Source organism: Cupriavidus sp. SW-Y-13 (genome assembly GCF_009793345.1).
In the GTDB taxonomy this organism is placed as follows: Bacteria; Pseudomonadota; Gammaproteobacteria; order Burkholderiales; family Burkholderiaceae; genus Cupriavidus.
Genome location: NZ_WHLX01000002.1, coordinates 336,881 through 350,957 on the forward strand (window position 1 = coordinate 336,881; position 14,077 = coordinate 350,957).

The 14,077-nt window shown below is 64.5% G+C and carries 14 protein-coding genes; 3 read left to right on the top strand and 11 right to left on the bottom strand.

What is annotated here, in order from left to right:
* Positions 1 to 282: 282 nt before the first annotated feature.
* Positions 283 to 540, top strand: a complete 258-nt coding sequence (locus GA566_RS17380; RefSeq protein ID WP_137924824.1) for a hypothetical protein — start codon at positions 283 to 285, stop codon at positions 538 to 540.
* Positions 541 to 713: 173 nt separating this feature from the next.
* Here the strand turns inward: GA566_RS17380 and GA566_RS17385 are convergent, their stop codons facing one another.
* Positions 714 to 2,228, bottom strand: coding sequence for a sensor histidine kinase (locus tag GA566_RS17385; RefSeq protein ID WP_237380446.1), 1,515 nt, complete (start codon positions 2,226 to 2,228; stop codon positions 714 to 716).
* A gap of 257 nt (positions 2,229 to 2,485) precedes the next feature.
* On the opposite strand from GA566_RS17385, the gene GA566_RS17390 reads away from it, so the two are divergent.
* Together GA566_RS17390 and GA566_RS17395 are read left to right on the top strand one after the other, a co-directional pair.
* Positions 2,486 to 2,962, top strand: coding sequence for a Dps family protein (locus tag GA566_RS17390; RefSeq protein ID WP_137924825.1), 477 nt, complete (start codon positions 2,486 to 2,488; stop codon positions 2,960 to 2,962).
* Positions 2,963 to 3,136: 174 nt separating this feature from the next.
* On the top strand, positions 3,137 to 4,144 hold the full coding sequence (locus GA566_RS17395; protein WP_137924826.1) for a bestrophin family protein: 1,008 nt from the start codon (positions 3,137 to 3,139) through the stop codon (positions 4,142 to 4,144).
* 7 nt (positions 4,145 to 4,151) lie between these two features.
* Here GA566_RS17395 and GA566_RS17400 read toward each other — a convergent pair whose 3' ends face one another.
* The 10 genes from GA566_RS17400 to GA566_RS17445 all read right to left on the bottom strand — a co-directional run bounded on the left by GA566_RS17400 (position 4,152) and on the right by GA566_RS17445 (position 14,000).
* Positions 4,152 to 5,183, bottom strand: coding sequence for a fimbrial protein (locus tag GA566_RS17400; protein WP_137924827.1), 1,032 nt, complete (start codon positions 5,181 to 5,183; stop codon positions 4,152 to 4,154).
* A 21-nt stretch (positions 5,184 to 5,204) separates the two neighbouring features.
* Entirely contained in the window at positions 5,205 to 7,775 is a 2,571-nt protein-coding gene (locus tag GA566_RS17405) for a fimbria/pilus outer membrane usher protein (RefSeq protein ID WP_160473501.1), read from the bottom strand.
* Between the two features lie 4 nt (positions 7,776 to 7,779).
* Positions 7,780 to 8,547, bottom strand: coding sequence for a molecular chaperone (locus tag GA566_RS17410; protein WP_160473502.1), 768 nt, complete (start codon positions 8,545 to 8,547; stop codon positions 7,780 to 7,782).
* Between the two features lie 77 nt (positions 8,548 to 8,624).
* Positions 8,625 to 9,176 (bottom strand): fimbrial protein, encoded by a 552-nt coding sequence (locus GA566_RS17415; protein ID WP_137924829.1) that lies wholly within the window; start codon positions 9,174 to 9,176, stop codon positions 8,625 to 8,627.
* Between the two features lie 616 nt (positions 9,177 to 9,792).
* Complete coding sequence (locus GA566_RS17420) at positions 9,793 to 10,764, bottom strand: cytochrome d ubiquinol oxidase subunit II (protein WP_137924830.1); 972 nt, start codon at positions 10,762 to 10,764, stop codon at positions 9,793 to 9,795.
* A gap of 17 nt (positions 10,765 to 10,781) precedes the next feature.
* Positions 10,782 to 12,191: a cytochrome ubiquinol oxidase subunit I gene (locus GA566_RS17425; protein ID WP_160473503.1), complete on the bottom strand. Its 1,410-nt coding sequence runs from the start codon at positions 12,189 to 12,191 to the stop codon at positions 10,782 to 10,784.
* 6 nt (positions 12,192 to 12,197) lie between these two features.
* Positions 12,198 to 12,686, bottom strand: a complete 489-nt coding sequence (locus GA566_RS17430) for a DUF3331 domain-containing protein (RefSeq protein WP_137924832.1) — start codon at positions 12,684 to 12,686, stop codon at positions 12,198 to 12,200.
* Complete coding sequence (locus GA566_RS17435) at positions 12,679 to 13,683, bottom strand: AraC family transcriptional regulator (protein ID WP_237380449.1); 1,005 nt, start codon at positions 13,681 to 13,683, stop codon at positions 12,679 to 12,681. The genes GA566_RS17430 and GA566_RS17435 overlap by 8 nt, the downstream gene beginning before the upstream one ends.
* A gap of 33 nt (positions 13,684 to 13,716) precedes the next feature.
* Entirely contained in the window at positions 13,717 to 13,863 is a 147-nt protein-coding gene (locus GA566_RS17440; RefSeq protein ID WP_160473504.1) for a hypothetical protein, read from the bottom strand.
* Complete coding sequence (locus GA566_RS17445) at positions 13,860 to 14,000, bottom strand: hypothetical protein (protein WP_160473505.1); 141 nt, start codon at positions 13,998 to 14,000, stop codon at positions 13,860 to 13,862. Before GA566_RS17445 ends, GA566_RS17440 begins: the two co-directional genes overlap by 4 nt.
* Positions 14,001 to 14,077: the final 77 nt, after the last annotated feature.

Here is a 14,077-nt window from a genome sequence, read left to right on the forward strand (position 1 = left end):
GCGTGCTCCTGCCTGTTCGGATGATGTCGTGACCGCAGCGTAGTGGCTGAGGAGGCGGCACCCTTCCTTGCATACCGACCGATTGCCGGTTCGCACGGCGCCGTATCCGGTCATCAGACCAAAGGATAGGACGCCGCAACAAATTGGCTACCGCACGACCCCGGTGTACAGATGCGCTTCGCGGCACGGCTGCCTACCATTCGATGGCGGGCTTGCGGTGCAGGCCCAGGGCGGGACACCAGACGGTGTGCCTGCGCATTCGAAGCTTAGAAGGAGCCGAACATGGTTGCAAAGCACATCGTTCCCATCGTCGTGGCATGCGGTCTGGCCGCTGTCAGCGCGCTGGCGTCGGGTATGGCCGACGCCGCACAGCCGCCCGTGCAGAAGAAGGGCCATCCCGTCTACAACATCGACCGCCAGCGCGATCCGTTCACCGACGGTGCGCGTTACCAGGTGTCGCCTGCCGACGAGGGGCGCTTCATTCTCGTGGGCCGTGACCTGACAGGCGTTTCGGCCCCTCCGGGCGGCGCACCGGCATGATTGCCGCTCGCGCCCCCATCGGAGAGACCACCATGCCATCTTCGGGTGTGTCGTATGCGCAGGTCGGGCCGCTGCTGGCCTGGCTCTGCATCTGCGCGGCGAGTGCCGGCATGGCGTTTGCGACGGTGGCCTGGGCGGGCGTGTGATGGAACCGCGCCCGGTTCAGGTTGCGTTCAGGCCGCTGCCTCCACGGCCTCTACGGCGGCTGTCCTCAGCGGCAGCCGGACGATCATCTTCGCGCCGCCTTCGGGTGGCGATTCGGCCTCGATGCTGCCACCGTGGGACTCCACGATATTGCGGCAGATCGACAGGCCCATGCCCATGCCGTCCGGCTTGGTCGTATAGAACGCATTGAATAGCTGGCCCATGGCCTGCGCCGGAATGCCGGGGCCGGTGTCGCTGATGATCAGCAGCACCGCATTGCCCGGAATCTCGCGGCTGGCCACGGTCAGGCGGCGCCGGCCAGCGGTCTCGGACATCGCCTGGATCGCATTGATCATCAGGTTCACCAGTACCTGCTGCAACTGCGTCCAGTCGCCAAGAATGTGCGCGGTGCCGGCGTCGAGTTCGGTGACGGCCGCGATCTGGTGATCCTGCATTTCGCGGCGCACCAGTTCCACGGTGTCTGCCAGCAGGTGGTCCACGGCGATATCGATGTACTTGGGCTCGGCCTTCTGCGCCATCGAGCGGATCTGGCGAATGATGTCGCTGGCTCGCGTGGCATCGCGAATGATCTGGTCGATGGAGTCGCGCGTTTCCTCGATATCGGGCGGCGTGCGCTGCAGCCAGCGCTGCGCCGACTCGCCGCAGGTGACGATGGCCGCGATGGGCTGCGTCACCTCGTGTGCGATGGACGCCGCAAGTTGTCCGAGCGTGGTCACGCGCGCCACATGGGCCAGTTCGTCCATGGTGCGATGCAGCGCCTGTTGCGTCAGCGTGGCGTCGGTGACGTCCATCAGGGCGCCCACATACTCGTGGTTGTCGCCATCGGACGTACTGCGGCGCGCTACCAGATGCACATATCGAATGGCGCCGTCGGGCATCAGCAGCCGATGCTGTAACTCCACGAGCGGCGCACCGTTGAGCATATCGGCATGAGTGCGATGCGCAGCGGCCAGGTCATCGGGATGGACCCGCGCCATCACCAGCCCAAGATGCACCGGACCGCCGCGCGCATAGCCGAAGATCCGGTGCGCCTCGTCGGACCAGACCATGGTGCCAGCGGGCACGCGGATGGCGATACTGCCGGTCTTGCTGAGTTTCTGTGCCTCCGCCAGGAACGATTCGCTGCGCGCCAGTGCGGCTTCGGCCTGGCAGCGCCGGTCCATGTCGGCCAGGTTGCGCAGGGCCAGCAGGGTGGTGGTGCCGATGGCCAGCAGCGCGAATATGCAGCGGGCCAGTTGGCCACCTTCATCTTCGGCGCTGGGCGAGACGATATAGGCCGTCAGCGTCAGCAGCAGCGATGCCCAGGCGGCCACGCGCGTGGCGCCGATGGAACCGGTCAGCGCCACAAGCAGGATCACCACCACGTACAGCACCGCGATGGCGAAATCCAGCGGCGTGAATGCGTCGATCAGGAAGACGCCCAGCGCAAGCGAGCCGGCGGTGCCTTTCAGCAGCCGGTTGATGGTCGAGTTGTACATGCCCAGTCCAGGCGGATTGACGGTAGGGCGCTCTATCAGCAGCATGGCCCGACGCCGATACTAATGCCGAATGACTGCTTGGGAAATCATATAAAGGTATGGTGGCCTGTTTGCCATGCGAAACGGCAATCCCTGGGCGCCCTGCACAAGGCCCGTGGCCGCATCCACGCCATCATGGCAGCGAGTTCTCCCCCTGAACCGTCGGGCCGTTGAACCGTCACCCCCCAAATCCTGGCGTCTGGCTGCGCACTTTTACGGTGCATCGCCACCCGCCAGCCGTGGATGCATCCCCAGGAGTCGCCATGACCATCACTTCCCTCGACACCGATGCCGGCCTGGCCGTCACCGAGATTTCCGATCACCTGAACCAGTTGCTGGCCGATGTCTTTGCGCTGTACCTGAAGACCAAGAACTTCCACTGGCATATGTCCGGTCCGCATTTCCGGGACTACCACCTGATGCTGGACGAACAATCGGCGCAGATCTTCGCCATGACCGACGACGTGGCCGAGCGCGTGCGCAAGATCGGCGGCACTACCCTGCGCTCCATCGGCAACATCGCTCGCCTGCAGCGGCTGCGCGATAACGACCAGGAAGCCGTCTCGGCCAAGGACATGCTGCGCGAACTGCACGCAGACAACCTCAAGCTGGTGGAAGCCATGCTCGACGCCCATGCTGTCTGCGACGACCACGCGGACGTGGCCACCGCCAGCCTGCTGGAGAACTGGATCGATGAAGCACAGCGCCGCGCGTGGTTCCTGGCGGAATCGGTGAAGTAAGGCTGCACCGCGGCTGTATCGCTGCAAAACACCGCCCGCCCTGTCGCGGGCGGTTTGTCAATTGTACGAATCGATGTCTCGACCTGCCCCCTGGGCACGGCAGTATGATCGCCTTCACATCGCACCGGGCGCCGTGATTGGCTGGCGCCCGTCAATCTGCCGTGAGAGCGCGCCATGCACCTGGGGAAATCGTACTCAATACCCGAGTTCACGTTCTGGTCGAGGCGGAAGATCTACGCCGCGCTGGCCTGCGGGACGCTGCCCGTCATCCTCTATCAGTTTTTCGAGGTGAAGTGGCTGTCGATCCCCACCGCCGTGGCAGTGCTGCTGGGAACGGCCACGTCGTTCATCGTGGGTTTCCGGAATGTGCAGACCTACACCCGCGCGCAGGATGCGCTGCAGGTCTGGACCGAGATCCTGAACGGCAGCCGGTGCCTGGGCGTCATGAGCCGGGATTTCCTTGCGCATCCGGCGGCCCGGCGCGAATTGATGCTTCGCCACTGCGCATGGCTGACCGCGCTGCGCTACCAACTCAGAGTGCCGAAGATCTGGGAGAACGCGGGCAAGGTGTCCAACGTGGAGTACCAGCAGTACTACAGCATTCCGGAATGGGAAGTACCGCTCGACAAGGCACTCGCAAAGTATCTCCAGCCGGAGGAACTGGCCTCGATCGTGAACGCCGATCACAAGACCTCGCGGCTGCTGGGCAACCAGTCCGCCACCCTCAAGCGCCTGCTCGATGCCGGCGAGATCTCCAGTAGCTTCTACATGGAGCTGGGCGGATCGATCCGGGGCTTCTTCAACCAGCAGGGCCGGGCGGAGCGAATCAAGGACTATCCCTATCCGCGCCAGTACGCCATCGTCAACAAGATCTTTGTCCGCACGTTCTGCCTGCTGCTGCCATTCGGCATCCTGACGGAGTTCGAGAAGCTCAACGCCAGCGTGTCGGGCTTCATGCATGGGCACATGATCTGGCTGGTGATTCCCTTCAGCGCGATGATCTCGTGGATGTACCTGGCCCTGGAGCAGGTGGGCGAGAGTACGGAGAATCCCTTCGAGGGCAATGCGAACGACGTGCCGATGGCGCAGATCTGCCGCAGGATCGAACGCGAACTCATGGACGTGCTGGGCGAGCCCTGTGATGCGCCGGAGCCGGAGGCGGCGCGGGGCGTCGTGCTCTGACAGGCGGTCATTGATAGCTCATCGTGAACGTGGCCAGTGCGTTGACCGTGCCGGGCGTCACAGTACCGGTGGAGATGTAGCGCACGCGCAGCGCAATGTTGCTGGTGGTGCTCGATGGCCCGATCAGGATCTGGTTCACGGTGCCGGCCATGGGCGAGTCCGGCCCGAAACTGATCGTTTCGCCGGTGGCACGGGTGATGCGCAATTGCACGTTCCGCGCGGTGGAGGCGGCTGTCAGCGTGAGCAGGTCGGTCTGGTTGCCAGGTGTGGTGGCGTCGGACAGCGTGAGATAGACCGTGGACCCCGCATCGCAGGTCAGGCCGATCTGGAATCCGGTTTCGCCAGCCGTGGCGCCCACGGGAGTCAGCATGGACAGAACGACGGTTGGCAGCGTGACACCGATATTGGGCGTGGTGACCGTGCAGGACCTGGCTGTGACCTGAGAAGCCCCCATGCCGACTTGTGATAGCGGCGACGATGAGGTGTTATAGGGTACGTTGTGGCTGATCATATTGAACATGACCGGAACGCTCACCGTGCCGCTCGTGGTCACCTGTCCGGTCTTGATCAACTGATAGGTGAACGAGTAGTTGTTCGTGGTGGGGTTTGGCGAGGTGACGTTCGGTGCGAACGAATCCCACTGGCCGGAACTGATGTGTGACAGGACCTTGTTGCCGTAGTTTACGCTGATGACGCGTACGCCGATTCCGGGAAGGGAGGTCTGCCAGACGTCCGGGACAACGGACGATACCGACAAGAGCGGAAGGTACTGGAGATAGAAGCTGTTGCCTGTCACGAAGTCGTTGAATGGGCATCTCACCGTGGTGGTCGTGGAGACCACCTCGCTCAACGCGGTGCCCGATGGGGCATCCCGGGCAACGGTGATGGCGCTGAACGAGATGGTGGCGGGCGTGGTTGACATCGTGCATTGCGGAACCGACTGGCCATACGCGGCCGGTGCCATCGCCATGCTGACCAGCCACAGCGCCGCGCGAGCGATTCTCCAGGCACGGTGAAAGGAAGCGAAGCGTTGGGTCATGGCACGGGTCCTTCGTTCAGGTCAGGGAGTAGCCCGGCGCGGCGCACGGCCCGATACCGTGGCGTCAATCGGCTCGCAAGGCGCTTCCACGACAACATGGCGCTTGAGCACCGCATCGTGAGGTGGCAACTGATAAGGGATTCGGCACTGGTCCGTGCTGGGCGAACCCCAACGCACCGTGAGCGTGCCGCTGTCTTCCACGCCCCGTACGAAAATCCGGCCAGCCTGGCCGACAATCCCGACGTCGTGGCCGGCCTCGTTCACCACGGCTGCGCCGAACGGCAGCGCCGACCCGTCCGGCGCGCGGCTTACCAGGATGGCCGTGCGGCCGCTCAGCGTCTCGAACTGGACGCGGACCACGGCATTGGCACGGGGCACCACCTGCCTGCTGGTGGCGCGGAACTCGATGTCGGCCGGCATGCCGCGTGGGTCGATCTCGATGGCATTCAGCCCATATGGCACGAGGTACGGCACCACGGCATAGCCGAAGCGGTCCACCCGCACGCCCGGCATATTGAGTACGCGTGCGCCGCGTGCGGACTTGGCCTCGACCAGCGCCACGGTATCGGCAACGTAGTTCGCCAGCGTGACGCCACCGCTGTGCGCCACCAGGGCACCTTGCAAGCCCACCGAGAACTGCGATGTATGCTCGCTGGCCGAGGCCGACCCGGATAACGTGGTGTAGGGGCTGCGGTACTGGATGTTGCCGCTACCGGTTGACGTGGCGCTGGAGCGGGTGCCGCCGATGCCGTAGCTGAGTGCGCTGTCCTCCAGCGCGGTGCCGGTGATCAGCAGTTGCTGCGAATCGCCGCTGGCGCGGTCGCTGGTGTAGCCGAACGACAGTGTCGGCATGCGCGGACTGCGGCCCAGCGGCACCGTAAAGCCAGCAAAGATCTGGGTGCCGAGCCGGCCGGTCGTACCATCGATCGTGCGCGAGACCGAGAAGTTGTAGGTGAAGGACACGCCCAGCATCCGTGCCACGTTGTTGTAGCCGATCTGGAACTGGTTCGCGGTGCCGTCGCGGTCCCAGTAGTCCAGCGAACTGCCCGTGAGGTAAAGGTTGCCCCATGGACCGGGAAGTTGCTGGTTCACCGTCACCTGGAACTGGGTGCGCCGGCGCAGCACGGTGGGTCCGTTTTCGCTGTCGGCGTAGGAACGGGCCAGGAAGGCATCCCTCATCTGCCAGAACCCGCTTGACGCGTAGCGATAGGCCGCCACCGTAAGGTTGGTGCGCGTGGATGGCACCACGTTGCTGTAGCTGACCCGATAGCTCTGGCCGGAGTTGGAGCCGGGACGGGGCACGTCGGCATGGGCCTGCGTGATGTCGAGCGCGAAGGCACCCATCGAAGTGTTCAGTGCAGCGCCCAGCAACGCCGCCTGATAGCTGTTGGCGTAGACCAGCCCGCCATAGCCGGTGACCAGGTTGGAGAGGCCATACTGAAGGGTGGCCTGCATGAGCTTTTCGCTCTGCGTGACGCGCGTGTCGCGATAGTCGCCAGCCGTGAAGGAGTAGCGCGCACTGCCCGGCCGCAGCAGCTGCACCACCGATGCATAAGGCACCGTGAACGTGTGCGACGAACCGTCGGCTTCGGTCACGGTGACCAGCAGTTCGCCGCCATAGCCTGTGGCGTAGAGATCGTCGATCTCGAACGGTCCGGGCGCCACGGTGGTTTCGCGCAGACGGATGCCATTCTGGGAGATCGACACGCGCGCGTTGCTGCGCGCCACACCGCGCACCACCGGCGCGTAGCCCCGGCTGGAATCCGGCAGCATGCGGTCGTCAGTGGCGACGTTGAGGCCGCGAATCGAGTAGCTGTCGAAGATTGCCCCGTCGGTGAAGGCGTCGCCCAGCGTGAGCTGGCTGCGCCATGAGGGGATGTCGTGCTGCAGATACGTGGCGATGTTCTGGTAGTCGAAGCCACCCTGTCCGGCGGGCATCCAGGTCATCGAAGAGCGCTGCCGCAGGTGCCACGATCCCACGTTTACGCCGGCGTCGATACCCAGGAAGCTCGTCGTGGAAGCATTGGCGCCGGTGGTGTGATACGAGTTGAACGTGTAGCCCACCGTGGCCGACGGGATGCCCGCATCCCAGAACTCCGGTGGCACGTACCCTCGTGGCTGATGCTGCTGCAGGGCCTGGGGCACGCTCAGGTCCAGCCGCAGGTCACCCATGTTGAACGTCCAGGTCGCCTCCGTGGCAATGGCTGCCAACGACGCGCATGAGTCGGGTGTGGTGCCGGCCAGCACGGTGCGGCCTTGTGGCGATAGCGCTTCGAGGTCGAGTTTCATGCGCGTGGCCAGGGGCCGCGTGATGCAGGGCGCCACGTCGCCATCCGTAGCATCGAAACGCACCGCCTCGCGGCCGGACCACTCGCCGTTGACGAAGACATCGACGATGTAGTCGCCGGGGACGATGGCGTTGGCGCGCGAGAACGGCGTGATATCGATCGGGTTGCCGCTGGACCGACGCAGCAGATCATCAAGGAACCGCACGTCCGGCTTGTCCTGCGCCTGTACCGTGGCGGCCTGCAGCAGGGAGGCAACGGCCCACCAGAGCGGGCTACGGCGACACCGCTTGTCCATGCTCGCCATGGCGTCATCGTCCGGAATTGACAGCCTTGTCCATGGAACCTTCCGTGGCACCTCCATAGTCGTTGATAAAGCTGAACTCGACACGCTCCGGCGTGGCGGCTGGCACCGTGGCGGGCTTGCCGATATCAAGTTCCAGCGTGCCGCCCGGGGCGATCATTCCGCCACCGCTGTTGGCGAACGACTCGCCGCCCGCCGTGGCCTTCACGCTGCCGAACGTGATGTGATAGGGCGTGGGGTTGCTGCCCTCCAGTGCATAGCCGTCGTCTTTCCGACGAAAGCTCCACGTCACGCTTTGTGCCGCCGCGGCGGCGCCATTGGCATCGAGCGATGCCGGGCGGTAGAAGAGCTTGATACGGGTGCGGAACGCGAAATTCAGAGAGTTGCGTGGCGCATCGTCAGAGGCGACCACGGACGGAACCTCAAGGACATTGACCCAGTAAAGCGTTTCGCGGCCAGTCGGCGGGGGGTCTCCTGCAAGAATGATCCGCATGGTTTGTCCGTCGCCGGGATTGACGCGGAACAGCGGCGGAGTGAGCAGGAACGGAACGGCTGCGTCGTCGGGAGGCGCGTCGGGGTTGCCCGCATCGATCCAGGCCTGCACGAGCGACGGCGAGGTGCCGTCGTTCGTCGCCCGCAACGACACCTCGCGCTGGGGCTCCTGGTAGATGACGCGCGTGCCGTTGAGTACCACCGACGCGAAGGCCGGCGAGATGCCGGCCCACAGCAACAATGCCACCGCCGTGGCACGACAAGCGGTTTGAAAATTCGGCATGGACGCTCCGCAGGCAGTGGTTGAACATACGGAGAGCCCGCCAGGGGCTCTCCCTTACGCAACCGGCGGGCAGCCGGTCAGGGGTACACGACGGAATAGACAACAGAGGTCGATACGTTGCCGGACGTCACGGTGCCTGTTGCCACATACTCGGCGCTGTAGTTCAACGTGGCAGCACCCGAGGCCAGTGCAACCTGTTGCGAGTTCTGCGAGCCGGCAGCCGCGCCGAGCGTAATCGCCGACATATCCGCGTTGCGCAGCGCGATCTGGACGTTACCGGCCGGCGTGCTGGAGGCACCGTTGATCAGCCGTCCCGTGGCCGCGTCGATGGTGGCGCCCGGTTCGAAATAGACCGCGGCATTGCCCGTGGCGGTGGAACAGCCCGACAGGCGGATGCTGAAGGGCGTGCGGCCGGCAGCGGTGCCTGTCCCGCTCAGTGCGGAAGTCGATACAGCCGGCAACGTCACGGTGAAGCTGCTGGAAGTGCCACCGTTACCGCCGATCGTGCAGGTCTGCGACGATACGCGGCCAGTGAAGGTGATGGTGCCGTCCGAGGCAAAAGCGGCACCCGGCAGCACAGCGGCGGCGACAAGAAGGCCAGCTATCAGGGTTTGGCGAATGGTTTTCATTTTGACTTCTCTCTATATCTAGTGAATGAAGCCGCCGTAATGACGGGGGCGCTCAGGCTGATTGGAATATTGCGTGGGTGGTAATCGCCGCGCGACCTTGAATCAACCTGTAACGCCTGAAGTCTATGAATGGATGGACGCCCGTTTAATAGCTGATTTACTAGTTTTTGAAATCGGGAAATGTGCGCTGCGCAGGACTGTGACAATGGCCGTGTTTGTCCCGCCCTCCCGGCGCACGACGGGAAGGGGTGAAATAGTCGTTTCTTGAAAAGCAGTGTGGTGCAAACGGCAGTGTCTCGCATCGCCCGAACGGGTGTAATGACGGGGATATTATGTTTGCGGTGCCGTGCAGATATTGAGGATGTCTGTTTCTTGTCTTGGAAAGACAGACTGTTATTATTTTGCTCTTATTCTGATTTGATTAAATCTGAGTTCTGTCCCTGCTCGTAAATAAAAAGGATGAAGGCAGGGCGAAATAGAACTGGGAGGCAAGCGGAGGGGCGAGGGGAGGGCTGGCGGTTCAGGACACGATAGCCGCGATTTGAACTGCCATGCCCTCACCCCCAACCCCTCTCCCATTCCATGGGAGAGGGGAGAAACAGGGAGTAAGCAGAATTCAAGCCGCCACCTTCCCCCGGAACACGTGGTACTGGTACAGGTTGTACCCCAGCATCACCGGCAACATCAGGCCGATACCGATCAGCATGAACACCAGCGTGCGGTCGTCGGAGGCAGCGGCCATCAAGGACAGCTTGCCGGGCACGACATCGGGGAACAGGCTGATGGCCAGCCCGCCGAACGACACCAGGAACAGCAGCACGGTGGCGCGGAACGGCGCACGGCGGCTGCCGGTCCAGGTTGTTGCCGCGATCCACGCCACGGCGCCTGCCGCGATCACACCCAGCGCCAGCAGGACGGCGAGCACGCCATGCTCGTGCCAGCGCTCGGTGCCGATCAGGCTCAGGCGCAGCGTGGCAAAGGACAGGACCAGCGCGCTGACCACGGTGACCGGCAGCATCAGCAGCGTCCAGTTGCGCGCGGCGTTCTCCACCGGATACGGTGTCTTCTTGATCAGGTAGGTCGCGCCCAGCAGCGCATAGCCTGCCGCCACGCCGATCGCGGCGAAGAGCGTGAAGACGGCGTTCCACGCCCCTGGGTTCAGGCCGGTGATGACGCGGCCCAGGATCACCCCTTGCGACACGGCTGCAACGAGGCTGCCGAGTCCGAAGACGCGATCCCACAGCACGTTGCGCTCTGCGGCGTGACGGAACTCGATGGCCGCGCCGCGCATGATCAGCCCGGCGATCAACGCCATCAGCGGTACATACAGGTGGGGCAGCAACAGCGCGTAGGCTGCGGGAAACGCGCCGAACAGGCCGCCGCCGAGCACCACGAGCCAGGTTTCGTTGGCATCCCAGACGTGGGCGATCGATCCGATCATCGCGTCGCGCGCACTGCGTTCCGGCGCGAACAGGCTCAGGATGCCGATGCCCAGGTCGAAGCCATCGGTGACAACGTAGCACGCCAGCATCAGGCCGAGAATGCCGAACCACAGCGTGACAAGCAGGGTATGGGGAGAGGTTTCCATGGTCTTTGCCTCGGATATCAGTAGGTGCCGCCACCGGCAACGGGTGCCGTGCGTGCGGCAAGGCCCTGCATCGGCGCGGCCAGTGTCAGGTCAGGCCCTTTTCGCAGCCAGCGCGAGGCCAGCCAGGCGAACGTAGCGAGCAGAACGAGGTAGAAGGCGGCGAACATCGCGATGCTGCTGGTCACGTCGAGCGTGGAGATGGCCGTGGAAACACCGGCCTCGGTGCGCAGCAGGCCATAGACCAGCCACGGCTGGCGTCCCACCTCGCGCACGATCCATCCGCACTCCACCGCGAGGTAGGGCAGCGGAATCGCCAGCACCCAGGCGAGCATCAGCCAGCGGTGTTGGGCCAGGGCATCGGGGTTGCGCCGCGTGCGATACACCACATGCGCGGTGCGCAGGGCCAGCAGTACCAGCAGGAAGCCGATGCCGGCCATCACACGGAACGAGTAGTAGAGCAGCGGGAGCATCGGCGGCTGGTCGGCACGCGGAATGTCTGCGAGGCCCGTGACGGTGCCATCTACCTTGTGCGTGGCCAGCAGGCTCAGCATGCCCGGCACTTCGACGGACCAGCTATTGCGCTGCGCTGCCTGGTCGGGCCATGCGAGCAGTGACCACGACGCGGCAGTGCCCGGTGCATTGGTATGCCAGTGGCCCTCGATGGCAGCACCCTTGGCGGGCTGCGTGCGGAACACGTCCACGCCGCTGCCGTCGCCCAGCCAGACCTGGATGGGCGCCACGATGACGAGCAGCAGCATCGCCAGCCGGAACGACTTGGCAAAGAACTCGGGATTGCGGCGCTTGAACAGATACCACGCGGAGATGCCGGCCACGACCACGAACCCGGTTTCCAGCGCAGCCAGCCACATATGGGTGATGCCCCAGACCGCATCGGGATTGAAGATTGCACGCAGGTAGTCGGTCACGACGATCTTGCCGTCGACCACCGCCACGCCGGCTGGCGTCTGCATCCACGAATTCGCCACCATGATCCAGAACGCGGAGAGCGACGAACCGAGCGCGACCATGCCGGTGGCGAACAGGTGGACCCCCTTCGACACGCGGTCCCAGCCGAACATCATGATGCCGATGAAGCCGGCTTCGAGCATGAACGCCATGGCGCCTTCGAAGCCGAGGATGTTGCCGAAGAACTGGCCCGTGAACTGCGAGAAGCTGCTCCAGTTGGTGCCGAACTCGAATTCCATCGGGATGCCGCTGACCACGCCCACGGCGAAGTTCAACAGCAGCAGCTTGCCCCAGAAACGCGCGTGGCGGTACCACCCGAGGTCGCCGGTGCGCACCCAGAGCGCTTCCACGATGAAGAGCCAGGCCGCCAGACTGATGGTCAGGATGGGCCAGAGGATGTGGAAGATCGCCGTGAATGCGAACTGGGCGCGCGAGAGGTCAAGAACGTTGTCGATGGCCATGGCGGATCACCGGGAACGGTAGCGGATGGCGGGCTCGGCTTCGGGCTCGCGCGCCGGCTCTGTCACGCCGCAGGTGTTTTCCATGGCCGAGGCCAGGATCATCGCGTCGGCATTGAGGGCCGGGGTGCGCGAGCGCTGCGGCTGATAGACGGCGGCCATCTTGCCGATGGGCTGCCCGGTCAGTGCGCAGGTGCCCGCCTGGCGGGCGATGCCGATGGTCCAGATCTGCTCGCCATAGCGGCAGTGCGTGGCATCGCGCCAGCTCACCACGGCCATGGCACTGCTGGGCCGCTCGATGACGGTGACGATCGGTGCGTGGGCACGATGCGCATGGTCGTCGGCGGTGTAGGTCGTGGGCGCAGGGGCTTGCGGATTCAGCAGGGCGATGGTGCTCAGCCACGCGTCGCACGAGTGATCGAAGGGCGCATCGGGTGCATCGAACGTATCGCGGCTATCGGTAGCAGCCGGTTGCAAAACTTCAGTGGCATCAAACATGGGAGCTCCCTGGAGTAGAGGTGACCTTGACACGCCAGCAGTAAGGCGTGTCACCGACGAAGCGCTTGAAAACGGTGGTGAAATGGGCCTGCGAGCGGAAACCGCTGCGCATGGCCACTTCCAGCACGCTGCCTTGACCGCGGCGCAGCAGATCCTGCGCGTGCTCGATGCGGCGGCGTACGAGGTATTCGTGCGGACGCATGCCGGTGGCGCGACGGAATTGCGCGGCAAAGTACATGCGGGTGAGGCCGGTGCTGCTGGCGATATCGGCCAGGCCAATCGGTGCGGCCAGGTTGTCGTCGATGAACGCGATGGCCCGGCGCAGGCGCCACTGCGGCAACGCGGTCTGCGTGCGATGGTTGGTGGCGGCGCGCTGGAAGTGATTCGCCACCACGCGGGCCACGATGGCCAGCGCCACGCTATCGGCAAACATCCGGCCAAGGCCCGGGTCCTGCGTGTGTGCCACGGCCAGTGCCTGGCCCAGTCGTTCGAGCGCCGGATCGGTATGCACGAACGGATCGTCGAGCAGCAGCTCGCCGGGGTGCGCATGGCCGAACTGGTCTTCGTAGCAGGCGGCCAGCACGGCTTGCGGCACGAACAGGTGCAGCAGGTCGCAGGCCGAACCGTATTCCGCACGGGACGCCACGCCGGGCGCCGTCACCTGCACGGAACCGGCAGTGATGCGGCCATCGAACACCGGCATGCCGCCGCAGAGCAACCGCACCGAACCGGAGCGCAGCGCCAGCGAGATGCAGTGGTGCGCGCCGTCGCCATCGTGGGACACGGAGACAGGATCGCTGCCATCGCAGGTCCAGCGCGAGATCACGATGCTATCCGGGCGGCGGGCCTGCAGCGTCTCGGCATCGGGCGGCTGGCGCCATTGCTCTTCACGATAGACAAGGGCCGGCGCACGGGCTGCCTCGACGCGCGGCGAGGGCGGCATCGGGGGGCGGGTGGCTTCGGGCAGTTCGAGGACGTTGGTCGAGAGGTCTTTCATGGCGTGGCGTTCCGTATATCCGTAAGAGGGGGGTCAGGCGGCGTAGCGAAGGAACGCCACGGCAATGAGGATCAGGTTCATGACGGCCAGCACGATCCAGCCGTACATCAGCATCAGGCTTTCCCGTTCGTCGAGGGCACTGTCATGGTGCACATCGGTCTCGGCGGTGCGTGGGCTCATTGGTTGTGCTCCTGGGTGGCATGGTGGACAGGAGCAATGGCCTGCGCCCACATCCGGTACACACCCGCACCGGCCAGTCCAATCGCCACGACGGCGGCGATGGACAGTATCGAGATGGGAAAGAGACGGGATTTCATGCTGGCTGGCTCCTCGGCGAGTCGGTGTCTGGCTGGGATGAATCGTAGGAGCCGCCCATGGGTGGTCTCAATTGGCG